This window comes from Streptomyces sp. NPDC041970, from assembly GCF_055588985.1.
Genome location: NZ_JBVJCD010000009.1, coordinates 127908 through 150972 on the forward strand (window position 1 = coordinate 127908; position 23065 = coordinate 150972).

A 23065-nucleotide genomic window follows, 5' to 3' on the forward strand; every position below is an offset into this window, starting at 1 on the left:
CTCCCCCCCGCCCTCGTGTGGGCGTTGGGGACACCCCCCCCGTGGGGGTTGCGGAAAACCCCAAGAACCCCCCCTCCCCCCCCAGTGGCGAGGGAAGGGCCCCGGGGCGTGCCTGGAGTACCGGCGGACATGATCGGTGACCGCGGGATCAGCCGTCACCCGAAGCGCGAGAACGCACCCGCGGGCCGGTGAAGGCGGCGCCCCGCCTACCGCGCGCCGAGTTCGTGCAGCGCCCTCTGCTGATGGCGGTGTCCGACCGTCTCGTAGCCGATCACGGTGACGAACGGCGCGAGCATGACCACCAGCAGGCATACCGCGATGTCCGCGCCGGCGGCGGCCAGGAGAACCGCGGTGAGCAGCACGGCGACGGTGAGGGCGACCAGGAGGAGGTGGAAGCGGTCGACCGTGGACAGCAGCAGGGTGTGCAGGAGGTAGACCATCAGCATGTAGAGGCCGACCGGGAGCGCGAGGGCGAGGACGACGGCGGTGCCGGAGAGCTTGGCGTGGTGCTCCATGTACAGGCCCGCGACGTGGAGCCCGGCGCCGGCTGCGGCGACGCCGATGAACAGCGGGATGTGGCCGTAGCCGAAGAGGTATCCGCGCCTGCGCCGGTGGACCAGGATGTCGCCGAACGGCGTCAGGAAGTACATCCACCACATACCGAAGGTCAGGCCCACGCCGGCGATGACCACGGCGATGGCGTTCCAGGTCCAGTGCGTGCCGTCCCCGCCGCCCAGGAGATCGCCGGAGGAGGCGACCGTACCGACGACGCCCTCGCCGAGGACGATGATCGCGAAGAGTCCGTACCGTTCGGCGACGTGGTGCGGGTGCCAGGGCGTGCCGCCCGCGGAACCCTGGGTGAGCACCGGCAGGACGAGTTCGAAGGCGCCCAGGACGCCGAACGCGACGAAGACGACCGCGATCGGCATGTGGACGAAGGCCACGACGATCCAGCCCGCCTGGACGATCAGCGTCCAGCGGATGTTGGCCATGCCGACGTCGTGGAACGGAGGGGACTGGCGGGCGGCGCGCCACCACTGGAGCACCATCGCGATCCGCATCACGACGTAGCCGATGACCATGGCGCGCAGTTCGAGGTGGCCGCCCTCCTCGACGGAGTGGAACATCGCGGGCAGGCCGAGCGAGAACACGACGACGCCGATCATCTGCAGCATCGTCAGGGCCCGGTAGAGCCAGTCGTCGGTGGCGAAGGCGGAGGCGAACCAACTGAAGCTGATCCAGGCGACGCTGATCGCGAACATCGCCAGGACGAACGCGACGACCGCCTGCCCGGTATGCCCTGTGGCCACCATCTCCGCGAACTGGAACGCCGCCGTACCGACGGCGACCACGAACGTCAGATCGAACAGGAGCTCCAACGGTGAGGCGGTCCGTCCGTGCTCGTCCGGGTCACGGCCGGTCATCGGGACCAGCCGTCGCGACAGTCCGCGCTTGCCGGACGTGCCGGCGGGTCGGGGTTCATTCATGTGCGGCAGTATTTCCGACGCTTCCCGTGCCCGCCCGGACGCACTGCCGAGGTACCGGCGAAGTCGTGTACGGCCGGGCCCGCCATCATGGAGCCTCGGAGGAATCCTGCCCGCCGACGGCCGGGGCGGCAGGGGCGCGTGTGGCGCTGACGACGGGGGGGCTTGGCTGTGGGCACGGTCGACGAGGTGCTGCGGAGCGCGGGCGACGCCTGCGAGAGGCAGTTGCGGCGGTGGGTGGGATCGCTGCAGGGGCCCGCCGGTGAGGTGGCCGCCTATCAGTTCGGCTGGTCGGGGGAGGGCGTGCGTCAGGGCGGTAAGTACGTGCGTGCCGCCCTGACTCTGGCGTGTGCGCGCGCGGTCGGCGGTGTGGAAGGGCGGGCGGCGCCGGCGGCCGCGGCGGTGGAGATGGTGCACAACCTGTCGCTTCTTCACGACGACGTGCTGGACGGTGACACGGTGCGGCGCCACCGGGCGGCCGCGTGGCAGGTCTTCGGCCCGTCGTCCGCCGCCCGGTCCGCGGACGCGATGATGCTGACCGCGTTCGACGTCCTGTCGGAGGCCGACGGGCCGGACGGGCCGGTGGCGCGCGAGGCGTCGGCCGCCCTGGTGGACGTACTGATCCAACTGGCGGTCGGCGAGAGCCTGGACCTGGTCTTCGAAGGACGGACCCGGGTGAGCCTGGAGGAGTGCCTGGAGATGGTCTCGGGCAAGACCGCCTCGCTCTTCGCCTGCGCCTGCCGGCTGGGCGCCCTCTACGGAGGCGCCGACCCGGCCGTCTGCGCCCGGTGGGCGGAGGCCGGGCACGACCTCGGCATGGCCTTCCAGCTCGTGGACGACCTGCTCGGCATCTGGGGCGACCCGGCGGTGACCGGGAAGCCCGTCTTCAACGACCTGAGGAACCGCAAGATGTCGGTGCCCGTGGTCGCCGCGCTGACGTCCGCGACCCCGGCCGGCGACGAACTCGCCCGCCTCTACGCGCGGCCCGGAGGCGATACGGCCGGCCTCGCCCGCCTGGTCGAGGAAGCGGGCGGCCGGAGCTGGACCAGCGACCGCGCCGCCCGGCACGCGACGGCCGCGCGCGACCGGCTGCACCGCCTCACAGCCCTGCCCTCGGCTCTCGCAGACCTCGAAGCGCTGTGCACGACCGTGATCACACGCGCGCACTGACCTGCCACGGAGGCGGCCCGTCCATGATGTGAGCGCGGCCCTGCTCGAACAGCTCGGCGTCCACTTCCTTGAGCCTGCGCAGTTCTCCGGGTCCGTGCAGAGCGAGCACGGCCGCGGGAGTCCGGGTGCCGCCGGCAGCCTCCAACAGGGCGTTCACGGCGATGCGGGCGGCCTGGTTCGCGCCCTCCATCGTCGCCAGGTTCACCGGGGAGCGCACGTAGTCCCCGGCCATGAACAGATTGGCCGCCGCCGTCACCGCCCGCGGGCGCGCCTCCCAGGAACCGGTGGTGTTGATCAGCAGCGGCTCGTCGTTGACGGCCGGCCCCGGCTCGTCCAGGTTCCGCACCGCCGGATCCAGCTCCCAGGAGTGCAGCAACCCCTCGTGCAGGCGGGTTCGACCAGCTCCGTTGAGCCCGTCGCACAACTGCGCCCAGACCTCGGCCGCGATCTCCGCCCGGCTGCACTCGCGGGCCGGCCTGCCGTACAGGATGCCCGGAGTGTCCCAGGAGGAGATGTCCACCGACAGGCAGTCGGCGACCGTCCCGTCGCCGTAGGTGGCCGGGAAGTCGCAGTCCCAGAACTGGGCCTGGCTGATCGAGGTGAGCGCCCAGGGCGAGTCCGGGAACAGGACGTGGCCGTGGGTGACCGGCACCGGCTGGGTCAGATAGAACTGTATGCCGACCATCCAGTCCGTGTGCAGGCCCATCACGTTCTTGAGTTCGGCATCGGCCTCCGCCAGCCCGCGGTCCAGCAGCGCGCCGACGCGATGGACCGGCAGCGCGCAGACGTACCAGTCGGCTTCCAGCTCCCGCCGGCGGCCGGCCGGACCGCGCAGTCGGGCCCCGGTGACACGGCGACCGCTCAGGGCCAGCCGCTCGACCGCCCAGCCGAGTTCCAGCCGCACCCCCAGGGACGCCAGATGGCGGGTCCACGGGTCGATCCAGGCGGTGCTGGTGGGGCCGTTGAGCACCCGGTCCGCCGGCTGCGCTTCCCCGCCCCGGCCGAGGAACCCGTAGCTGAAGGCCTCCAGGAAACCACCGACCGTATGCGCACTGCACACCTCGGCCCGTGCCGCGACCACCGTGCGGGTCGCGCCCACCACACACGCCTTGACGTACTCCTCGGAGGCGCCGTCGGCCGCGGTGAAGTCCCACCACGACGTCGACTCCCACTGGCCCAGCCGCCGCTCGTCACTGCTCGTCATGTAGACGAGCATCCGGTTCGCGAAGTACAGCAGCTCCTCGCTCGTGAGCCCCCTGCCGCCCGTCTCCAACCCGACAGAACGCAGGAACTCCATCGGGGTGCGGGTACTCGCTGCCGCGGACACATCCGTGACGCGCTCACCCACCCGGCCCGAGCGCGCGGAGAGCATCTGCGTCGCCTCCCGCAGACGGCCCGCAACCCCTTCCGTGCTGCCGGCGACGGGGATACGGCGCAGGGTGTCCGGCAGACTCCGGTAGAACCCGGGGAAGAACCGGAACCCGTGCTCACTGGGCAGGTCCGACCGCCCGCCTCGGCCGGTCCCCGCCACCCACGCGCTACGGGCCTTGCCACCCCAGCCGGCGGGCTCCACCACCGTCACCTCGAAGCCGCGTTCCGCCAGCTCCATCGCGGCCGTGAGCCCAGCCACGCCACCACCCAGTACCGCGACTCGCTCGCCCCGCCCCACCGACACCACCGCTTTCCCTCCTGGGGGCACTCAACGAGAGAGGCCCCCTTCCGCCCCGTCACGAGGAGTAGATCATTGATCGGCTTTTCGTCCTGCGGCCGTGAAGAACGGACGAAGCCGCCCATGAAGCGCTGACACGAGGGAAAGCCGGGCTGATCACCGTGCTGGATCGGGGCCGCTCAGGCGGACCTGGGTCGGGGCCGGGCACGTGCGTCGGCCCGGCTGCGGTCAAGCGGTCGCGCTGCGGATCTCCCGCTCCGCGTGCCGACGTATGTCGCCCGTCAGCATCGTCTCGGCAGCCGCGCGGACGTCCTCGGTGTGGATGACACTGCTGCTGACCCTGGTGGAGATCACATCGGCGGCCTCCACCAGTTGTTTCGTGAGGAGGGCGAGCAGGTCGGCGAGGACACTTCTGGCCGACGCGCCGAGAGTGACGGATTCGTCCGGGCTGATCACGCTCATCATGCGGTCGACGGCGCCCTCAAGGGCGCCGTCCGGAGTGCTCGCCGCGGGCTGACGCGGCTGCGGTTCGGTCCCGGCAGCCGGCGTCCTCTCCAGCAGCCAAGCGGACAGCAAGCGGCGCAAATCGTCGTCCGATCGGATCGCCTCATCCACCTGGCGAGGCTGGATCTCCCTACCACCCGCCTCGTCGGCGCCCGCCTCCACCCGGAGGTCATGAGCGCCGCTCAAGATCTCCTCCATGACGCAGATCAGAACCGCGGCCACCGCCCTGGCCGCCTTGGGATGAAGCTGCTTCTTCGTGTGAGCGGCGAACATCTGTTCAGAAAGGATTGCTTCAGGCTGCTCTTTTTGCGCAGCCGGGTCCGGATGTCCGCCCTTTTTCTGACTCATGGGCACTCCTCCGCGTGTGGTTGTTCTCACTCTTGCTGACGGTCGCCACCGACCGGGCGACGCGTGCCGTCCCATCGTGGTCGTCTCATCAGCGGAAAGCGCCCAGAATCCGAAAATGCCTACGCGACAAGTGCGGGAAAACACCCCGGCCCCGTACCGCCAGGAGACCGGCCGGGTGCGACAGGGCACCCGGCCGGTGTGCAGAGAGCGTTTCCCTTGTGGAGGACGGTGCGGCTACTGCTGGGTGAAGTGCCACATCTGCGACGTGGTCGCCGAGTTGGAGTGGGGGAGTTCGCGCAGCGGTGCGTAGTTGTCGTCCCCGTACAGGCCGGTGACGGCGACGTCCTCGTTCAGGAAGGGCGACAGAACCCACCGTGCGGGGCTTTCGTCGGTGGACCGGAGGATCCACCACTGGGACTTGTTCGTCGTGCACGCGGCCAGGTACACCGAGCCCCCCGCGTCGCCGGTCCTGGCGTCGGCGCAGTTCCCGGTACGGGCGCTCTTCCAGTGGAAGATTCCGGGGCGACCGTTCACCTGCTCGAACTGGAAGGTGCGCGGGAAGGGGTGGTCCTGCCGGTAATAGACCTGAAGGAAAGTGCCGGCGTTGCCGACCGTGTCGTCGGGGACCAGGTAGTTGGTGTGGGCGTCGTTGGTGATGACGACCGGCCCGGAGGGGACGGGGGCGGCGGCGGGCGCCGCTTGGGCGGACCCTGTCAGGACTGCGACGGAAAGAATGGCGGCCGCGGCAGCGGCCCAGCGACGGATAGTCATACGGGTGACCCTGACAGCCCGGATTTGTGCTAAACCGCTTTTTCGGGAGAACGCCACCCGATCGAGGGAGTCGGCTATCCGGGGTTGACCGGGCCGCTGTCCGGCTCGGAGCCCTCCACGGCGGACGGAGTGCCGGCGCCGGCCGGACCGGCCGAGCGGGATGCCACCGCGCGCCCCGAGGCCCCTCCGCCGGGGCGTTACGCGGCCGGGCGGGCCGGGCCCGCGTGGCCGGTCGGGCCGAGCAGGGCCCTGATCGGGTGCCACAGCTCCTGGCCGGACTGCGGGGCCGCCCGCCACAGCAGGCCGTCCGGGTGGTGCAGCACCGCCGTGACCTCGTCCGGGGTGGGCGGCTGGGCGTTGCCGCGCAGGTAGACCGCCCGCAGGCCCAGGTTGCGCAGCCGGGTCAGGGCGCGCGCCCGGTTCGCCGCGTGCACCAGCACCCGCACCGGGGCGCCGGGCTCCGCCACCGGGCCGCCGGGAGGGCCCGCCCAGCCGTCCGGCCGGGTGAGGGTGAGGGCCACCACCACCGTGCCGTTCGGCAACCTGCAGAAACCGCCGCCTGCCATGTTCCGCGCTCCCCCGTGAGACCTCGTGTCAATAAGGATGTGGACAAGAGGCACCTAAACACGATCGGCCGCCGCCCGCTAGGGGGCGACGGCCGATCATGCTCTGACCTGCGGTTTTACTAGGTCAGCGACCCGAGGGGCCGACCAGCAGGGACATCGTCGAGCCGTTGCGGGGCTCGTGGACGATGGAGATGCGGGTGTTGGTGTCAGAAACCTTGACGCTGCCCGTGGGGTTCTCCGGGTACCAGTAGGCGCCCTTGCGGTCATCGAAGACCGGGACGCCGAGCGTGGGCTTGATCCGCTGCGCGACGTCCGCGTTGTGCAGCGTGAAGCCCTTGTTCGGGTACCAACTGAACGTGGCGTCGAACGGCTGGATCTTGTTGCGCATCAGCGAGCCGTCCTTCCACCGCAGCGGCGCGGCGTGCGCGTCGATCGGCAGGATCAGTCCCTGGCCGGGGTGGACGGAGGTGTTGTTGTCCTTCTGGGAGGTGTCCCAGAGCCAGACCAGCAGCCCGTTCTCGTACGCGTAGTGCTCGACCCAGTCGGGACGGGTGGCGGAGAAGCCGAAGTTGTACGGGCCGACCTCGAGGGTCTTGTCGTACGAGACGTACTGGCGGTTCTCCGCGATGTAGTACTGCGGGTAGTCCTGGGTGAACGACTCGCCGGTCCGCGTGAAGCCCTTGGTGCGCCAGCCGTTGTCGTCGCCCTCGGCCCCGTCCGCGAAGAGCGGGGCGCCGTCCGCGGTGAGGGTGATCGCGTCGGCCGCGAAGCCCTTGCCGCCCGCGCCGCCGTCCGTCTGGTAGCGGAAGCGGAGGTCGAACTTCTTGCCCGCGTAGGCGTCCAGCGGGAAGGAGAGCTTCCTGTAGACGCCGGAGACGCCGGTCAGGGCCGGCTTGTCGCTGGCGTCGCGCGGGAGGGCGCGGCCGTCGGCGGTGCCGTCGAGCGCGGTCCAGCTCGCGCCGCCGTTGTCCGAGACCTCGGCGTAGAGGTAGTCGTAGTCGGCCTCGATGTCGTACCAGCCCGAGAGGTCCAGCGCGGCCTTGGACGCGCCGGTGAGGTCGACCGAGCGGGTCAGCGTGTTCGACAGGTCGTCGCCCATGCCGCTCCACCACTGCTTCGCGCCCTCGGCGGGCTTGACCACGGTGGTGGTGACGGACTTCTCGGGCAGCTCGACCAGGAGCGCCTGCGGGTTCTCGGTGTTGTACTCCGAGACGCCCAGCTTGTGCAGCGAGGTCTTGCCCGCCTTGGCCGTCTCGTAGTCGAGCCAGCCCAGCTTGAGCTTGTCCCACGAGGTCATGTCGCCCGGCAGGTCGCCGATCTCGCCCTGGCCGGTGCCGAGCCAGGAGCCCGCCGACATCAGGGACCAGAAGCCGACCGAGTTCTCGCCGCCGCCGGAGGTGTCGTACAGGTCCGGCAGGCCGAGGTCGTGGGCGTACTCGTGGGCGAAGACGCCCAGTCCGCCGTTCTCGGGCTGGACGGTGTAGTCGCCGACCCAGATGCCCGTGTCGCCGATCTGCGCGCCACCGGCCTTGTTGCCGGCCGGGCCGGTCGCGCCCGCGTTGGTGCCGTACGCGTACCAGCGGTGCGCCCAGATGGCGTTCTCGCCCTCGGCGCCGCCGCCGGCCGACTCGTCCTCGCCCGCGTGGACCAACTGGAAGTGGTCGATGTAGCCGTCGGGCTCGTTGAACTCGCCGTCGCCGTCGAAGTCGTAGCGGTCCCACTGGTCGTACGCGGCCAGGTCCGTCTTGATCTGGGCGTCCGTGCGGCCCTTGGCCCGCTGGTCGGCGACCCAGGCGTTCACGCCGTCGCGGACGGCGTCCCACACGTTGGCGCAGTTGCTCTGGCCGCAGTAGTTGGAGCCGTAACGGGCTTCGTTGTAGGGGACCTTGACCCAGTCGGAGACCGTGCCCTCGACCGAGTAGCGGCCCGAGGAGGTCTTCTCGTAGTAGGTCTTGAGCGAGTGGACGCCCTTGCCCTCGCCGAAGTACAGCTCCTGGAAGTGCTCCTGGTTGTAGTCGGCCTTCCAGGCGGTGCTGTTGTCCTTCTTCGGGTCCGGCTGCGCGATCCGGTTGTGCGCCGGACCCGGCGCGCCGCCGTACTTCTTGACGGGCGGCTTGGGGCCGTCGCCGTCCGGGTCGAACATCGTGGTGCCGTCGACCTGGTCGCCGAACTCCAGCAGGATGGTGAAGATCTTGTCGGTCTTCTCCCGGCCCAGCTCCACGTACTTCTTGTGGCCGAGCTTGACGACCTTGGAGCCGTCCCGGTTCGCCACCTTCTTGTCGCCGGCCAGCACCAGCTCCAGCGCGGCCTCGCGCTGGGCGGCCTGCTCCTCGCTGAAGGGGCCTTCCAGGTTGTGCTCCTGGTGGCCCTTGCGCGGGGCCGGGTCGTGGCGGTCGACGACCGGGGCGCCGGAGCCCGAGGCGGCCTCGTGGGCCTGAGCGGTGGCGAAGGTCGACGCCGTGGCGGCGGTCGCGGCCATGGCCACGACAACAGCGGCAGCGCGGAGCGCCCGTCTCTGATTGTTCACGTGATGCAGTCCTCCCCTGGGCGTCAGCGCGGCGGCCGGAGAGTGTGGAGAGGGCCGGGCGCGTGAACGCGTCACAAGTGACGACATTCGATCGGAATCGTGGAAGAAAAGACAGACCTTGACTTGAACAGGCCAAGTGCACTATGTGGAACCATAATTCCGGTATGCGGACGGTATGGCTCGACGTCAACGGCACGGCCTGCGGCGGATGCGCGGAGACGTCCACGGGACGAGATGTGTGACTCCGTGCGCCCCCCGTGCACCGGCACCGCGGGCGGGTCCGCGCTTACCGTCGGACGGGTCGGGCATCACCCGTCGTAGGGCCCGCGACGCCGTCGCCCGGCCCCGGTCCGCCCGACGTCCCGAGGACGGAACACGCCATGCCGCGTCCGACCGCCGCACAGTTCGCCTACGGTTCGGCCACCGTCGTCGTCACGACGCTCGCCCTGCTGCTCCTGTTCCGCGTGGAGTCCGGCGCGGGCGTGTCCGCCGTCGGGGCCGCCGCGCTGGCGCTCGGCCTGCTGGTGGCCGCCGCCCTGCCCCGCCGCCGCGGGGCGGGGCAGGGCGCGGCCGAACCGGCCGCCCCGCCCCGCGCACACGCGGCGCCCTCGGCCCGCCCGCCCGCGCGGTCCGACGAACACGCACTGCGCCGTTGACCCCTGACGCCCCGTCGAGCCGCGGCGCCGGGGCTAGCGGGCGGCGACCACGACCGTCTTGCCCGCCTTGTCCTGGAGGGCCTGGCGGTAGGGCTTGTCCGTGAACATCAGCACGATGTTGATCAGCCACCACAGGCACGGGCAGCACAGCAGCGCCGGGGCCCACAGCACGACGGCCCGCGTCAGCGCCGCACGGGTGTCGGGCACCCGCCCGTCGTTGAGCATCGCCACGCGCAGCTTGAGCAGCCGCTTGCCCGGCGTGCGGCCGTCCTTGTGCGTGAAGTACGTGTCGTACGCGACGTAGATCACCAGGCCGATGAGCGTCCACACGAACTGCTGCCCGGTGTAGGAGTCGCTGACGGCGTCGCCGAACCCGTCGCCGTCCCCGTCGACGTCGACCGCCCCGCCGAACGGCAGCGAGATCAGGTACAGCGGGATCGAGATGATGAGGAAGTCGATGAGTCGCGCCAGGATGCGCTTGCCCGGCTCCGCCAGCGGCGGCATCCCGGCCAGCGGGTCGGGCACGCCGAAGCCGCCGCCGTACGGGTCGTTGTACGGGGGCGGCGGGGGCGGGGGCGGCGGCGCGCTGCCGTACGGCTGACCCGCGGACGGCGGCGGGGGCTCCTGCGGCTTCTTGAGGAACGGATCGTCGTCCTCGGGCGGCTGGCCGGGCGTCGGCTGGTCGTTGCTCATGGGGGCAGTGCACCCCGGCCCGCGAGGGCCCGCAACGGCTCAGGTGCGTTCGGGGGACGCGGAGCGGCATACGAGTCTATGCCGGTCCGCCCCCGCCCGCCCGGCGGGCCCGGATGGCCGGGCCGGCTCGGTGGCCCGGCGGACCCGGTGGACCCCGCTGGCCCGGCGGCTCCGGCGGCCCCGACCGGCTCGCGCCCCAGTGGACCCGGCTGGCTCGCGCCCCGGTGGACCCGGCTGGCTCGCGCCCCGGTGGACCCGACCGGCTCGCGCCCCGGTGGACCCGACCGGCTCGCGCCCCGGTGGACCCGGCTGGCTCGGTGGACCCGGCTGATCCCACGACCCCGACTGGCCCGGTGGACCCGGCTGGCCCGGTGGACCCGGCGGCCCCGACCGGCTCGCGCCCCGGTGGACCCGGCTGGCTCGGTGGACCCGGTCGGGCCCGCCGACCGGCGGCGCGGCTGACCCGCCGACGGGTCCGCCGGTCAGCCCGCGACGAAGGTGCGGGCGGCCTTGTCGTGCCAGCACTGCCGCCAGGGGCGGTCGACCAGGCACCAGAGCACGTTGGCCACGCCGATGACGAGGACGCCCAGGACGCTGTAGACGAGCCAGCGGCGCAGGGCCGCCCCCAGCGAGGGCGTCTCGTGGGACTCGATGTCCCGTACGTCGAGCCGGAAGAGCTTCTTGCCCAGCGTCCGGCCCCACTTGGCGGTGGGCAGCGCCTCCAGCAGGAAGCCGAGGAGGAGGAACGCGCCCAGCACGGCGCCCAGCAGCGTCCCGGTGGTGGAGTCCAGCAGCCAGACCGTGACCGTCTCCCCCGTCTGCTTCGCCGCGGCGATCTTGCGGTCGATGTGGTCCAGCGCCCGGACGGTCAGCGGGACGGCCACCGCCCCCACGACCGCGCCCAGCACGAGGTTGTCGACCAGCCGCGCGCCGAGGCGCCTGCCGAGCCCGGCGGGCCGGACCGCGGCCTGGTCCCGGACGAGCTGCTGGAAGGGGTCCTCGACCGGCGGCTTCCAGGGCGTGACGGGCTGGTCGGCCCCGACCCCCGGAGCCTGCTGAGGCACCAGGTGCTGCTGGGGCAGGTGAGGCGCCTGGGGCCGCTGGAGTGCCTGGGGGTGGTGAGGCGCCTGGGGCTGCTGCGGATGCGGAGGGAGCGCTTGCGGCGGCTGGGGGCCGGGCTGGGCCTGCTGGAGCTGCTGCGGCTCGGGCTGCGGGACCAGTGGATGGACCTGCTGCGGCCACGCGGCCGGCGCCCCGCCGGGGCCGGGCGTCAACGGCGGCCGCGCCGCCACCGGAGGGACGGGCGGCGCGGGCTGCGGCGCGGGAACGAGGGCGGCCGGGGCGGGCGCGGGCTCCGGGTCGGGCGCCCGGACCGGCCCCTGGAGCTGGCGCGGCAGCGCCCCCGCGGGCCCTGCGGGGAGCTGCCGCGCCTGCGGTGCCGGGAGGGCTTGCGGGGCGGGGTGCGCCGACGGAGCCGGGTGCGCGCCGGGAAACTGCGGGGCCGGGTGCCCCTGCGCGCCGGGAAACTGCGGAGCCGGAAGGGCTTGCGGGGCCGGGTGCGCGTGCGGAGCCGGGTGCGCCGGCGGGGCGGCGTGTGCGGCGGGGAGCCGTGGAGCCTGCGGTACGGAGGGGAGCTGCGGGGCCCCGGCGGCGGGCGCTGGGCCCGCGTGCGGCTGCGGGGCCCCGGCGGCGGGCGGGCGGTCGCCCGCGCCGCTCCCCCGGCCCGGCATCGCGCCGTCGCCGGGCGCGGCCTCCGCCGCGTGCGGGGACTCCGCTCGGCCGCCCCGGCGCACGGGGCGGATGGAGGCGGCGCCCTCGGTCGGCGGGTGCACCCCGGCGTCGTCGGGACCCCGGTCCCCCGCGCCGCGCAGGGCGGGCAGCGCGCCGCCGGCCGGCCCGCGCGGGTCGGCGGCCCCGCCGGGCTCCCCGGACCGTGCGGCCCGTCCGACTTCGTCGACCGGCTCCACGGGCTCCTGCGCCGGGCCGCCCCAGACGACGCGGTGGTCCCGTTCGCCGCCGAAGCCGGTCTGCCGGGCGGTGTCCGCCTGCCACACCGAGGAGGGGTCCCCGGCCTCCGGGGACCCGTCCTCCTCCTCGTCGAAGAAGATGGGACCGGTCTCGTCCACCGGGGCGCCCTGCTGCCGCTCCTCCGGGGCGGGGACCTGCTGCGGCGCCGGTCGGCTCGTACCGGGGACCCAGGACACGCCGTTCCAGTACCGGACGTAACCGGGGATGGAGGGGTCGGGGTAGTAGCCCTCGCGGGGGCTTTCGTCGCCGGGTGCCGGGGTTGGCGCGCTCATCAGCGGGTCCCGTATCTCTTCGAGGCCACAGGCCGTCCGGCGCGGGGCGGGCGGACGGCCTCGATACAAGGGTCCACATCTATCAGACAGCCGCGTGCCGCTGGGCCGGTCCGCCCGTTCGGGACCACTTTCGAGATCGCGCGAGATTTTTCCGCGAAGTCGCGTCATAGCCGGCGGGGACGGCGCTCTCTCCTGGTGCGGGGCGGTCACGGGACCGGCCCACGAGCACCGGAAGGTCGTGCATTCTCATGATGAGCATCGTGGAACGTGAGCTGGAGCTGAAGCTCGTCCTGTCCCCCGAGCGGTCCATCCCCGTGCCCGCCCGGCTGACGTATCGCACCGACGACCCCTACGCCGTGCACGTCGTGTTCCACGTCGGCTCCGAGACGCCCGTGCACTGGACGTTCGCCCGCGAGTTGCTGGTGGAGGGCGTGTTCCGGCCCTGCGGGCACGGGGACGTGCGCATCTGGCCGACCAGGGTCGAGAACCGCGGCGTCATCTGCGTGGCCCTCACCTCCCCCGAGGGCGACGCGCTGCTGGAGATGGAGTCGGCCGCGGTGTCCGCGTGGGTGCAGCGGACGCTGCGCGTGGTGCCGCCGGGGACCGAGGGGTCGTGGCTGGGGCTCGACGAGGCGCTGGCGGAGCTGCTGGCCCCGCTGCCGGCCGACGACCTGTGGCTGGGCGACCCCTGGTCCTCGGACGAGTCGCCGTCCCAGGACGGCGAGGGATAGGGGATGAGGGGTGGGGACCGGTGGCACGGTCGCTCGGGCCGGCGGCGCGGGGGCGCGCCGGCCCGGAGACGGCGGCCGTCCGGTCGGCGGGAGCAGGTCGGCGGCCGGCCCGTCGTCGGGTCGGCAGGCCGGCAGATCAGCGGGACAGCCGCCACCCGGCCGGCGGATCGACCGGATGAGCCGCCGACCGGCCGGCAGATCAGCCGTTTCGGCGGCTCATCCGGTCGGCCCGTCGGCAGTGCGGCCGGCCGGCCCGTCAGAAGAGCTTGCCGGGGTTGAGGAGGCCGAGCGGGTCGAAGGCGGCCTTGATGCCGCGTTGCAGCTCGACGCCGGTCTCGCCCAGTTCGCGGGCGAGCCATTCCTTCTTCAGGACGCCGACGCCGTGCTCGCCGGTGATGGTCCCGCCCAGGTCGAGCCCGAGCGCCATGATCGCGTCGAAGGAGGCGCGGGCCCGGCGGGACTCGTCGGGGTCGGCCGGGTCGAAGCAGACCACGGGGTGGGTGTTGCCGTCGCCCGCGTGGGCGCAGACGCCGATGAGGAGGTCGTGCTCCTCCGCGATGGCGGCCGTGCCCGCGAGCATCGCCCCGAGCCGCGAGCGCGGTACGCAGACGTCGTCGATCATCGTGGCGGGCTTGAGGGCCTCCATCGCGGTGAGCGCCGTCCGGCGGGCCTGGAGGAGGAGTTCGGTCTCGGCCGCGTCCTCCGCCGGGACCACCTCGGTGGCCCCGGCCCCGGTGCACAGCGCCCCGACGGCGGCGAGGTCGGCCGCGGGGTCCGGGGTGTCGAAGGCGCAGAGCAGCAGCGCCTCGGTGGACTCGGGCAGTCCCATGGAGGTCAGCGCGTTGACGGCCCGTACGGTCGTCCGGTCCATCAGTTCGAGGAGTGACGGGGTGTGACCGTCTTCCATGATCCGGCACACGGCGTCACAGGCGGCGGCCGCCGAGGGGAACTCGGCGGCGAGGGCGAGCTGCCGCGGCGGGCGCGGCCGCAGCGCGAGGACGGCCTTGACGACGATCCCGAGGCTGCCCTCGGAGCCGACGAAGAGGCGCGTGAGGTCGTAGCCCGCGACGCCCTTGGCGGTACGGCGGCCGGTGGTCAGCAGCCGCCCGTCGGCGAGGACGACGTCCAGGCCGAGCACGTACTCGGCGGTGACCCCGTACTTCACGCAGCACAGGCCGCCGGAGGCGGTGCCGATGTTGCCGCCGATGGTGCACGTCTCCCAACTGGAGGGGTCCGGCGGGTAGTGCAGCCCGTGCTCCTCGACTGCGCGGGAGAGCACCGCGTTGACGACGCCCGGCTCGACGACGGCGATCCGGTCGACCGGGCTGATCTCGAGGATGCGGTCCATCTTCAGCAGGGAGAGCACGATGCAGCCGTCCGAGGCGTTGGCCGCGCCGGACAGGCCGGTGCGCGCGCCCTGCGGGACCACGGGGACGCGCAGCGCGGTGGCGGTGCGCATGACGTGCTGGACGTGCTCGACCGTGCGGGGCAGGACGACGACGGCGGGGGCGCCCGCCGCACAGAAGCCCGCCATGTCGTGGGCGTAGGACGCGGTGACGTCCGGATCGGTGATCAGGGCCTCGGGAGGCAGACCCGCGCGCAGCCGTTCGAGGAGATCGCTCATGATCCAAGCGTGACACTCGGGGGCCAATGGTGTGAACCCGTCTGCGGTAGCGATCGCCCACCCCGGTGTGCTCGTATGACTGACGCAGAGTGATGACCATGGACGTCATGCCGCAGCAGGAACCGGACCCCCGCCGACCGCCCGACCCGGCCCCCGACCCCCTCCCCCCGACGCCCGGTGAGGGCGCGGCCGCCGTGCCGCCGCCTCCCCCCGCCCCGCGGTCGGCGCTGCGCCGGGCCGCGTTCGGGGCGGCGGCCGCGGGGGTCCTGCTGGCCGGTGGGCTGGTGGCGGTGGGGGACGGAGAGCCGGCGGCCCCGAAGGAGCCGAGCCCGGTCGAGCGGGCCGCGGCGGCGGTGACCGCCGGCTCCCCCGCCGCGCTCCCGGACCTCACCGCGCTGATCGGCGACCGGCAGAAGTGGGTGGAGTCCCACCCGGCCGACGCCCCGGCCCTCGCGACGCTGGGCACGGCGTACGTGGAGTGGGCGCGGCGCTCGGCGGACCTCGCGTACTACGCGCGCGCCGAGGACGCCCTGAGGCGTTCGCTGGCGGTGCGCGCCGGGAAGCGCGGCGACGAGGCGGCGTGGCTGGGCCTGGCGGCCCTGGCCAACGCCCGGCACGACTTCCCCGCCGCGAAGCGGTGGGGCGAGGCGGTGCGGAAGCAGCGGCCGGGGGCCTGGGCCGTCTACCCGGTCCTCGTCGACGCGTACGCCGGGCTGGGCGACCTGGAGGCGGCGGGCGCGGCGGCGGAGAGGTTCGGCGAGCTGCGCGCGGGCGTCCCGGCGCTGGCCCGCACCGCCGAGCTGTACCGGGTCCGGGGCTGGCGCGAGGACGCCCTGGCCACCGCGCGGGAGGCCGCGGACCGGGCGACGGCCCCGGCCGAGAAGGCGGAGGCGCTGCACCGGCTGGGCGAGCTGGCGCGCGAGCGTGGGGAGCCGGAGGAGGCGCTGGCGCAGTACGACGCGGCGCTGCGCACCGACCCCGGCCGGTACGAGGCGCTGGCGGGCCGGGCCCGCGCGCTGACGGCGCTGGAGCGCACCGACGAGGCGGCGGCCGCGTACCGGAGCGCGCTCGCGCGGGCCCCGCGCCCGCAGTACGCCCTCGAACTGGGCGAGCTGTACGCGTCGCTCGGGCGGGACGGCGACGCGGACGCCCAGTACGCGAAGGTGCGCGAGCTGGTGGCCTCGGCGAAGGAGGCGGGGGTGGACGAGTCGCCGGCGCTGGCCCGCTGCGAGAGCGACCACGGCGACCCGGAGGAGGCGGTGGAGCTGCTGCGCGGGCAGTGGCGGGCGGGGCGCCGCAGCGCGGCGGTGGCGGACGCGCTGGGCTGGGCGCTGCACCGGGCGGGCCGCTCGCGCGAGGGCCTGGAGTACGCCCGGCGGGCCGCCGACACGGGCGTGCGGAACGCCTCGTACGCGTACCATCTGGGCGCGATCGAACGGGAGCTGGGGGACTACGGTCCGGCCCGCCGCCATCTGGCGCAGGCCCTGCGCACCGACCCGGCCTTCTCGCCGCTCGCCGCGCCGCTGGCGAAGGAGGCCCTGGAGGCGCTGGGCGAACCGCCGTCCGGCGGTCCGGAGGGCTTGCGGGCGCAGTCCGCGCCCCTGGTGTCCGTGACCTCGCGGACGGCCCCGGCGCCCTCCCCGTAGGACCGTGGCCGCACGGTTCCGCGCGCCGCCGCGGCTCGGGGTGCTGCCCCGCGCCGCGGTGGTGCGCCGGCGTGCGGATCAGAGGTTGCCGCGCTTCTCCTGCTCGCGCTCGATCGCCTCGAACAGGGCCTTGAAGTTGCCCTTGCCGAAGCCCATGGAGCCGTGCCGCTCGATCATCTCGAAGAAGACGGTCGGCCGGTCCTGGACCGGCTTGGTGAAGATCTGGAGCAGGTAGCCGTCCTCGTCGCGGTCGACGAGGATCTTCAGCTCGCGCAGGGTCTCCACCGGCACGCGGGTCTCGCCGGCCCACTCGCCGAGGGTGTCGTAGTACGAGTCGGGGGTGTCCAGGAACTGGACTCCGGCGGCGCGCATCGCGCGGACCGAGGCGACGATGTCGTTCGTGGCGAGCGCGATGTGCTGGACGCCCGCGCCGCCGTAGAACTCCAGGTACTCGTCGATCTGCGACTTCTTCTTCGCGATCGCCGGCTCGTTGATCGGGAACTTCACCTTGAGCGTGCCGTCCGCGACGACCTTCGACATGAGGGCGGAGTACTCGGTGGCGATGTCGTCGCCCACGAACTCCTTCATGTTGGTGAAGCCCATGACCTTGTTGTAGAAGCCGACCCACTCGTCCATCCGGCCCAGCTCGACGTTGCCCACGCAGTGGTCGATGGCCTGGAAGGTGCGCTTGGCGGGCGGCTCGACCAGCGGCGCGGCGGCGGCGAAGCCGGGGAGGTAGGGGCCGTCGTAGCCGGAGCGCTCCACCAGCGTGTGGCGGGTCCTGCCGTACGTGGCGATGGCGGCGAGGACGACCGTGCCGTGCTCGTCCGCGACCTCGTACGGCGCGGTGATGCCGCGGGCGCCGTGCTCGACGGCGTACGCGTACGCCGCTCGGGCGTCCGGGACCTCGATGGCGAGGTCGATGACCCCGTCGCCGTGCTCGGCGACGTGGTCCGCGAGGAACGCGCCCCACTCCGTGGACGGCTTGATCACGGAGGTGAGGACGAAGCGGGCGGCCCCGTTGGTCAGGACGTAGCTCGCGGTCTCGCGGCTGCCCGTCTCCGGTCCGGAGTAGGCGACCAGTCTCATGCCGAAGGCGGTCGAGTAGAAGTGCGCGGCCTGCTTGGCGTTGCCCACGGCGAAGACGACCGCGTCCATTCCCTTGACCGGGAAGGGGTCGGCCTGCCGGGCAGTCTCAGGGGTGGTGTGCAGAGTCTCAGTCATGTTCGAAGGCTCTCCCTCCATCGCAAGGTGCGCAATAGTTCGCGCATCCCCTGGGCAACCTGCACAGCCGGACGCCATGATGGCCGGGCTATCTGTACAGGGTGATCAGGGAGGCGCAACCATGGCGATCGATCATCTGGACGGGCGGCTCATCGTGCTGCTCGCCCGTGAACCGCGCATCGGCGTCCTGGAGGCCTCCCGGCGGCTCGGGGTGGCGCGCGGGACGGTGCAGGCGCGGCTGGACCGCCTTCAGTCGAATGGCGTCATCCGGGGGTTCGGCCCCGACGTCGATCCGGCGGCGCTCGGGTACCCCGTCACCGCGTTCGCCACGCTGGAGATCAAACAGGGCCAAGGGGCCGACGTACGCGAGCACTTGGGGGGCGTGCCGGAGGTCCTGGAGCTGCACACCACCACCGGGCACGGCGACATGCTGTGCCGGCTGGTCGCCCGCTCCAACGCCGATCTCCAGCGGGTGATCGACCGGGTCGTCGGTTTTGATGGCATCGTCCGGGCCTCCACGGCGATCGTCATGGAGAACCCGGTTCCGCTGCGGATCATCCCGCTGGTGGAACAGGCGGCTCGGGACGCCCACTGAGCGAGGGAGTGCCGTGTGAGCTTCTGGGAGTACCTGAACACCCGCCACCAGCAGCTCCTGACGGACGCGCTCCAGCACCTCAGCGCGGTCTTCCAGTGCATGGTCGTCGCCACCGTGCTGGGCGTGCTGATCGGTGTGGTCAGCTACCGCAGCGGCTGGGGCGGCTCGCTCGCCGTCACCTCCACCGCCACGGTCCTCACCATCCCCTCGCTCGCCGCGATCGGCCTGCTGATCCCGCTGGTGGGCCTCGGGGTCGCGCCGACCGTGATCACCCTGACCCTGTACGGGCTGCTGCCGATCGTCCGCAACGCCGTCGTGGGGCTGCGCGGCGTGGACCCGGCCCTGGTCGACGCGGCGCGCGGCATCGGGATGACGCGGATCGCCCGGCTCTGCCGGGTGGAGCTGCCGCTCGCCTGGCCGCCGATCCTGACCGGCATCCGCGTCTCGACCCAGATGCTGATGGGCATCGCCGCCATCGCCGCGTACGCCTCCGGGCCCGGCCTCGGCAACGAGATCTTCCGGGGCATCGCCTCGCTGGGCAGCGCCAACGCCATCAACCAGGTCCTCGCGGGCACGCTCGGCATCGTGCTGCTCGCCCTGCTCTTCGACGCCGCGTACGTCCTGCTGGGGCGCCTGACCATCCCGAGGGGGATCCGTGCCTGAGACCCGTGCCGGAAGCGGCGCCACCACCGGCCCCGAGGGCGCGGGCGCCGCCGGGGCGCCCGCCTCCGGGGCCACCATCCAGTTGGAGAACCTGACCAAGCGCTATCCGGGCAACCCGACCCCGGCCGTCGAGAACGTCTCGATGGAGATCAGGGCGGGCGAGACGGTGGTCTTCGTCGGCCCGTCCGGCTGCGGGAAGTCCACCACCCTGAAGATGATCAACCGGCTGATCGAGCCGACCTCGGGGCGCATCCGGATCGACGACGAGGACGTCACCGACATCGACCCGGTGAAGCTGCGCCGCAAGATCGGCTACGCCATCCAGTCCTCCGGCCTCTTCCCGCACATGACGGTGGCGCAGAACATCGCCCTGGTCCCGAAGATGGTCGGCTGGTCCGCCTCCCGGATCAGGGACCGGGTGGAGGAGATGCTCGACCTGGTGGGCCTGGACCCCCGCGAGTTCCACGACCGCTACCCGCGCCGGCTCTCCGGCGGCCAGCAGCAGCGGGTGGGCGTGGCGCGGGCCCTCGCCGCCGACCCGCCGGTGCTGCTGATGGACGAGCCGTTCGGGGCCGTGGACCCGATCACCCGCGACCACCTCCAGGACGAGCTGATCCGGCTCCAGCACGAGCTGCACAAGACGATCGTGTTCGTCACCCACGACTTCGACGAGGCGATCAAGCTGGGCGACCGGATCGCGGTGCTGCGGGAGCGGTCGCGGATCGCGCAGTTCGACACCCCCGAGGCCATCCTCACCAATCCGGCCGACGACTTCGTCTCCGGGTTCGTCGGCGCGGGCGCGGCCCTCAAGCGCCTCAACCTCACCCGTGTACGGGACGTGGGCATCGCGGACTTCCCGACGGTCACGGTCGAGGACCCGCTCCAGTCGATCTTCAACAAGCTGCGCAGCGGCTCGCACAACGAGCTGCTGATGCTGGACCGGCGGAACCGCCCGTACAAGTGGCTGCGGCGCGGCGACCTGATGCGGGCCCGCGGCTCGCTGGCGCGGGCCGGGCAGTTGGTGCACGACACGGTGACGCGGGACGCCACGCTGCACGACGCGCTGGAGGCGGTCCTGACCGACAGCGGCGGGCGGGTGGCGGTCACCGGGCGGCGGGGCGAGTTCATCGGCGTCGTCGACATGAAGACGCTGATGGACAACGTGCAGGAGCTGCTGGAGGCCGACCGGCTGGCCGCCCTGGAGAACGAGCACGAGATGGAGGAGCTGCGCGCCCAGCAGGCCGGGCCGGAGTGGGAGGGAGGTGGCGGCGGAGCATGAGTCCCAGCCACCCGGCCCCTCCCAAGGGCCCCTCCCCCGACCGGCCGCCCGGCGGACACGACGCCGAGGAGGACGCGTTCCGCGACGAGGAGGAGGCCCCCTCCCCCGCCCCGGCCGCACCGGCGCGCCGGATCACCTGGCGCCGGCTGGTCCTCCTCCCGGCGGTGCTGGCCGCCGTGCTGGCGGTCGCCTACGTGTGGATCACCAACGTCCACCTGGACTCGATCGCGCGGAACTCGCTGTCCGGCGGCAATGTGCAGTTGCGGCTGTGGCAGCACGTCAAGCTGACCGCGATCTCGACGTTCTGGGTGCTGGTCATCGCGGTCCCGCTCGGCATCGCGCTGACCCGGCGGCGGCTGCGCCGGGCCGCGCCCGCGTTCACCGCCCTGGCCAACATCGGGCAGGCGACCCCGGCGATCGGCCTGCTGGCCCTGCTGGTGATCTGGCTGGGCATCGGCCCGCGCACCGCGATCATCGGGATCGTGATCTACGCGGTGCTGCCGGTGCTCTCCAACACGGTGGCCGGGCTGCGGACGATCGAGCCGACCATGATCGAGGCGGCGCGCGGGATGGGGATGTCGGGCCGGGGCGTCCTGGCCAAGGTGGAGCTGCCGCTCGCGGTGCCGCTGATCCTCGCGGGCGTGCGCACGGCGCTGGTGCTGAACGTCGGCACGGCGACGCTGGCCACCTTCGGCGGGGGCGGCGGGCTGGGCGACCTGATCACCTCGGGCATCCAGACGCAGCGGATGCCGGTGCTGGTCATCGGCTCGGTGCTGACGGTGGTGCTGGCCCTGCTCGTGGACTGGCTCGCCTCGCTGGCCGAACTGGCGCTCACCCCGCGCGGGTTGGAGGAGCGGTGAGGACGGCCCACGGACTCCGCCGCCGGGCCCTGGCCGCCGGCTGCGCCGCGCTGTCGCTCGCGCTGGCGCTGTCCGGCTGCGGGCTGAAGAGCGGTTCGCCGATGGTGGACGACGTGTCGCCGGGCTCGGTCGGGCGGGGCGAGCCGCTCAAGGGCGCGACGCTGACCGTGACGTCGAAGAACTTCAGCGAGAACATCGTCCTGGGCCAGATGACCGGCCTGGTGTTCAAGGCGGCCGGGGCCGAGGTGCTGGACCGGACGAACCTGCCGGGCTCGATCAGCGCGCGCGAGGCCATCATCAACGGCGACGCCGACGCGCAGTGGGACTACACCGGCACCGGCTGGATCACGTTCCTGGGCCACGCGGACCCCATCGCCGACCCGCGCAAGCAGTACGAGGCGGTCCGCGACGAGGACCGCGGCAACGGGGTGGTCTGGCTGCCGCCCGCCCCGCTCGACAACACGTACGCCCTGGCCGTCAGCAAGGAGAACAACGCCCGTTACCACCTCAAGACCCTCTCGGACCTGGCCGCCCTGGCGAAGAAGGACCCGGACGCGGTGACGGTCTGCGTGGAGAACGAGTTCGCCTCCCGCGACGACGGGCTGCCCGGCATGGAGAAGAGGTACGGGATGCGTATCCCGGCCGCCAACATCCGCAAGATGGACGCCGGGATCATCTACACCCAGGTCTCCGGCTCCCGCTCCTGCCTGCTGGGCGAGGTCTTCACCACCGACGGCCGCATCGAGGCGATGGACCTGGAGGTGCTGGAGGACGACCGGCGGTTCTTCCCGAACTACAACGCCTCCCCGGTCATCCACGGGGCGACGTTCGAGAAGTACCCCCAGATCGCGGAGTTGCTGGCGCCGCTGGCCCGGAAGTTGACGACCGAGGTGGCGCGGACGCTGAACGCGAGGGTGGACGTGGACGGCGAGGACCCGCACGAGGTCGCCAAGGAGTGGCTGGTGGCGGAGGGGTTCATCAAGGAGGGGTGAGGCGGCCGGCTTCCGCCGGGAGCCGGCCGCGAAGGAAGAGTTGCAAAGAACCCCTTGCAAAGGTTTCTTTGCATCCCTACTGTCGAGGCATGGCAGAAGACGAAGCCGCCCGCCCGGACCGCTCCGACGGCACCGGCCGCACCCTCCACAGCGTCGACGCCCGCGCCCTGCGGGCCATCGCGCACCCCCTGCGCATCCGGCTGCTGAACACGCTGCGCGAGTTCGGCCCCGCCACCGCCTCCAAGCTCGGCGACCGGCTCGGCGAGTCCAGCGGAGCCACCAGCTACCACCTGCGCCGACTGGCCGACGCCGGACTCGTCGAGGACGCACCGGAGTTGGGCAAGGGGCGGGAGCGGTGGTGGCGCGCCCTGCACGAGGGCGCGATCTTCGAGTCCGCCGACTTCCTGACCCACGCCGACCCCGAGGTGCGCGGCGCCATGGGCTTCGTCCTCCACGAGGTCGCCACCACCCACGCCCAGGAGCTGAACACCTGGCTCGGCACGATGGACCAGTGGCCCCAGGAGTGGCAGCGGCACTGGGACATGAGCGACTTCAAGATCCGCCTCACCCCGCAGCTCACGCAGGAGCTGTACGAGAAGGTGCACGACCTCGTGGAGAGCTACCGGGGCCGCGTCCCGGAGGACACCGAGGGCTCCGCGGTCGTCCAGACCCACCTGCACCTCTTCCCGCGCCCCGCCGCGTGAGAACCGCCCGCGCGCGCCCCGCCGCGTGAGAACCGCCCGCGCGCACTCCGTCGCGTGTG

At 72.8% G+C, this 23065-nt stretch carries 20 protein-coding genes; 10 read left to right on the forward strand and 10 right to left on the reverse strand.

Annotation, left to right across the window (positions count from 1 at the left end):
• Positions 1–206 precede the first annotated feature (206 nt).
• Positions 207–1487, reverse strand: a complete 1281-nt coding sequence (locus tag ACZ6EJ_RS07815; RefSeq protein WP_469265259.1) for a low temperature requirement protein A — start codon at positions 1485–1487, stop codon at positions 207–209.
• 168 nt (positions 1488–1655) lie between these two features.
• Here ACZ6EJ_RS07815 and ACZ6EJ_RS07820 point away from each other — a divergent pair, with 168 nt between their 5' ends.
• The gene (locus ACZ6EJ_RS07820) at positions 1656–2654 is read left to right on the forward strand and encodes a polyprenyl synthetase family protein (RefSeq protein ID WP_469265286.1); all 999 of its coding nucleotides are present in this window, start codon (positions 1656–1658) and stop codon (positions 2652–2654) included.
• On the opposite strand, the gene ACZ6EJ_RS07825 is transcribed toward ACZ6EJ_RS07820, so the two are convergent.
• From ACZ6EJ_RS07825 to ACZ6EJ_RS07845, 5 genes are all read right to left on the reverse strand, one after another.
• Positions 2638–4284 (reverse strand): hydroxysqualene dehydroxylase, encoded by a 1647-nt coding sequence (locus tag ACZ6EJ_RS07825; protein WP_469265260.1) that lies wholly within the window; start codon positions 4282–4284, stop codon positions 2638–2640. The genes ACZ6EJ_RS07820 and ACZ6EJ_RS07825 overlap by 17 nt on opposite strands.
• Before the next feature lie 267 nt (positions 4285–4551).
• The gene (locus ACZ6EJ_RS07830) at positions 4552–5175 is read right to left on the reverse strand and encodes a hypothetical protein (RefSeq protein ID WP_469265261.1); all 624 of its coding nucleotides are present in this window, start codon (positions 5173–5175) and stop codon (positions 4552–4554) included.
• 234 nt (positions 5176–5409) lie between these two features.
• On the reverse strand, positions 5410–5946 hold the full coding sequence (locus tag ACZ6EJ_RS07835; RefSeq protein ID WP_469265262.1) for a hypothetical protein: 537 nt from the start codon (positions 5944–5946) through the stop codon (positions 5410–5412).
• A gap of 197 nt (positions 5947–6143) precedes the next feature.
• The gene (locus tag ACZ6EJ_RS07840) at positions 6144–6512 is read right to left on the reverse strand and encodes a hypothetical protein (RefSeq protein WP_469265263.1); all 369 of its coding nucleotides are present in this window, start codon (positions 6510–6512) and stop codon (positions 6144–6146) included.
• Positions 6513–6636: 124 nt separating this feature from the next.
• A complete protein-coding gene (locus ACZ6EJ_RS07845) occupies positions 6637–9039 on the reverse strand; it encodes an immune inhibitor A domain-containing protein (protein ID WP_469265264.1) in 2403 nt (800 codons plus the stop codon).
• A gap of 380 nt (positions 9040–9419) precedes the next feature.
• Between ACZ6EJ_RS07845 and ACZ6EJ_RS07850 the strand changes: the two genes are divergently transcribed.
• Positions 9420–9695 carry a hypothetical protein gene (locus ACZ6EJ_RS07850; protein ID WP_469265265.1) on the forward strand — a complete coding sequence of 92 codons (276 nt, stop codon included), beginning with the start codon at positions 9420–9422 and terminating at the stop codon, positions 9693–9695.
• 33 nt (positions 9696–9728) lie between these two features.
• Here ACZ6EJ_RS07850 and ACZ6EJ_RS07855 read toward each other — a convergent pair whose 3' ends face one another.
• Positions 9729–10388, reverse strand: a complete 660-nt coding sequence (locus ACZ6EJ_RS07855) for an RDD family protein (protein ID WP_469265266.1) — start codon at positions 10386–10388, stop codon at positions 9729–9731.
• A gap of 482 nt (positions 10389–10870) precedes the next feature.
• A complete protein-coding gene (locus ACZ6EJ_RS07860; RefSeq protein ID WP_469265267.1) occupies positions 10871–12688 on the reverse strand; it encodes an RDD family protein in 1818 nt (605 codons plus the stop codon).
• A gap of 248 nt (positions 12689–12936) precedes the next feature.
• Here ACZ6EJ_RS07860 and ACZ6EJ_RS07865 point away from each other — a divergent pair, with 248 nt between their 5' ends.
• Positions 12937–13419 carry an SsgA family sporulation/cell division regulator gene (locus ACZ6EJ_RS07865; RefSeq protein ID WP_469265268.1) on the forward strand — a complete coding sequence of 161 codons (483 nt, stop codon included), beginning with the start codon at positions 12937–12939 and terminating at the stop codon, positions 13417–13419.
• Positions 13420–13675: 256 nt separating this feature from the next.
• On the opposite strand, the gene ACZ6EJ_RS07870 is transcribed toward ACZ6EJ_RS07865, so the two are convergent.
• Positions 13676–15043, reverse strand: a complete 1368-nt coding sequence (locus ACZ6EJ_RS07870; RefSeq protein WP_469265269.1) for an FAD-binding oxidoreductase — start codon at positions 15041–15043, stop codon at positions 13676–13678.
• A 98-nt stretch (positions 15044–15141) separates the two neighbouring features.
• Here ACZ6EJ_RS07870 and ACZ6EJ_RS07875 point away from each other — a divergent pair, with 98 nt between their 5' ends.
• The gene (locus ACZ6EJ_RS07875) at positions 15142–16689 is read left to right on the forward strand and encodes a tetratricopeptide repeat protein (RefSeq protein ID WP_469265270.1); all 1548 of its coding nucleotides are present in this window, start codon (positions 15142–15144) and stop codon (positions 16687–16689) included.
• 78 nt (positions 16690–16767) lie between these two features.
• Here ACZ6EJ_RS07875 and hppD read toward each other — a convergent pair whose 3' ends face one another.
• Positions 16768–17913: a 4-hydroxyphenylpyruvate dioxygenase gene (gene hppD / locus ACZ6EJ_RS07880; protein WP_469265271.1), complete on the reverse strand. Its 1146-nt coding sequence runs from the start codon at positions 17911–17913 to the stop codon at positions 16768–16770.
• Between the two features lie 121 nt (positions 17914–18034).
• Here hppD and ACZ6EJ_RS07885 point away from each other — a divergent pair, with 121 nt between their 5' ends.
• The 6 genes from ACZ6EJ_RS07885 (at position 18035) to ACZ6EJ_RS07910 (ending at position 23006) form a co-directional block, all read left to right on the forward strand.
• On the forward strand, positions 18035–18508 hold the full coding sequence (locus ACZ6EJ_RS07885) for an Lrp/AsnC family transcriptional regulator (RefSeq protein WP_469265272.1): 474 nt from the start codon (positions 18035–18037) through the stop codon (positions 18506–18508).
• A 15-nt stretch (positions 18509–18523) separates the two neighbouring features.
• A complete protein-coding gene (locus tag ACZ6EJ_RS07890) occupies positions 18524–19171 on the forward strand; it encodes an ABC transporter permease (RefSeq protein WP_469265273.1) in 648 nt (215 codons plus the stop codon).
• Complete coding sequence (locus ACZ6EJ_RS07895; RefSeq protein WP_469265274.1) at positions 19164–20450, forward strand: ABC transporter ATP-binding protein; 1287 nt, start codon at positions 19164–19166, stop codon at positions 20448–20450. Before ACZ6EJ_RS07890 ends, ACZ6EJ_RS07895 begins: the two co-directional genes overlap by 8 nt.
• On the forward strand, positions 20447–21310 hold the full coding sequence (locus ACZ6EJ_RS07900; protein ID WP_469265275.1) for an ABC transporter permease: 864 nt from the start codon (positions 20447–20449) through the stop codon (positions 21308–21310). The genes ACZ6EJ_RS07895 and ACZ6EJ_RS07900 overlap by 4 nt, the downstream gene beginning before the upstream one ends.
• 101 nt (positions 21311–21411) lie before the next feature.
• Complete coding sequence (locus ACZ6EJ_RS07905; protein ID WP_469265287.1) at positions 21412–22302, forward strand: glycine betaine ABC transporter substrate-binding protein; 891 nt, start codon at positions 21412–21414, stop codon at positions 22300–22302.
• A gap of 89 nt (positions 22303–22391) precedes the next feature.
• Positions 22392–23006, forward strand: coding sequence for an ArsR/SmtB family transcription factor (locus tag ACZ6EJ_RS07910; RefSeq protein ID WP_469265276.1), 615 nt, complete (start codon positions 22392–22394; stop codon positions 23004–23006).
• Positions 23007–23065: the final 59 nt, after the last annotated feature.

Coding starts and splice junctions, on each gene's coding strand:
- ACZ6EJ_RS07855 (WP_469265266.1), bottom strand. CDS start 10,388: ATGAGCAACGACCAGCCGACGCCCGGCCAGCCGCCCGAGGACGACGAT.
- ACZ6EJ_RS07885 (WP_469265272.1), top strand. CDS start 18,035: ATGGCGATCGATCATCTGGACGGGCGGCTCATCGTGCTGCTCGCCCGT.
- ACZ6EJ_RS07815 (WP_469265259.1), bottom strand. CDS start 1,487: ATGAATGAACCCCGACCCGCCGGCACGTCCGGCAAGCGCGGACTGTCG.
- ACZ6EJ_RS07905 (WP_469265287.1), top strand. CDS start 21,412: ATGGTGGACGACGTGTCGCCGGGCTCGGTCGGGCGGGGCGAGCCGCTC.
- hppD (WP_469265271.1), bottom strand. CDS start 17,913: ATGACTGAGACTCTGCACACCACCCCTGAGACTGCCCGGCAGGCCGAC.
- ACZ6EJ_RS07900 (WP_469265275.1), top strand. CDS start 20,447: ATGAGTCCCAGCCACCCGGCCCCTCCCAAGGGCCCCTCCCCCGACCGG.
- ACZ6EJ_RS07860 (WP_469265267.1), bottom strand. CDS start 12,688: ATGAGCGCGCCAACCCCGGCACCCGGCGACGAAAGCCCCCGCGAGGGC.
- ACZ6EJ_RS07875 (WP_469265270.1), top strand. CDS start 15,142: ATGGACGTCATGCCGCAGCAGGAACCGGACCCCCGCCGACCGCCCGAC.
- ACZ6EJ_RS07910 (WP_469265276.1), top strand. CDS start 22,392: ATGGCAGAAGACGAAGCCGCCCGCCCGGACCGCTCCGACGGCACCGGC.
- ACZ6EJ_RS07850 (WP_469265265.1), top strand. CDS start 9,420: ATGCCGCGTCCGACCGCCGCACAGTTCGCCTACGGTTCGGCCACCGTC.
- ACZ6EJ_RS07840 (WP_469265263.1), bottom strand. CDS start 6,512: ATGGCAGGCGGCGGTTTCTGCAGGTTGCCGAACGGCACGGTGGTGGTG.
- ACZ6EJ_RS07830 (WP_469265261.1), bottom strand. CDS start 5,175: ATGAGTCAGAAAAAGGGCGGACATCCGGACCCGGCTGCGCAAAAAGAG.
- ACZ6EJ_RS07870 (WP_469265269.1), bottom strand. CDS start 15,043: ATGAGCGATCTCCTCGAACGGCTGCGCGCGGGTCTGCCTCCCGAGGCC.
- ACZ6EJ_RS07835 (WP_469265262.1), bottom strand. CDS start 5,946: ATGACTATCCGTCGCTGGGCCGCTGCCGCGGCCGCCATTCTTTCCGTC.
- ACZ6EJ_RS07865 (WP_469265268.1), top strand. CDS start 12,937: ATGATGAGCATCGTGGAACGTGAGCTGGAGCTGAAGCTCGTCCTGTCC.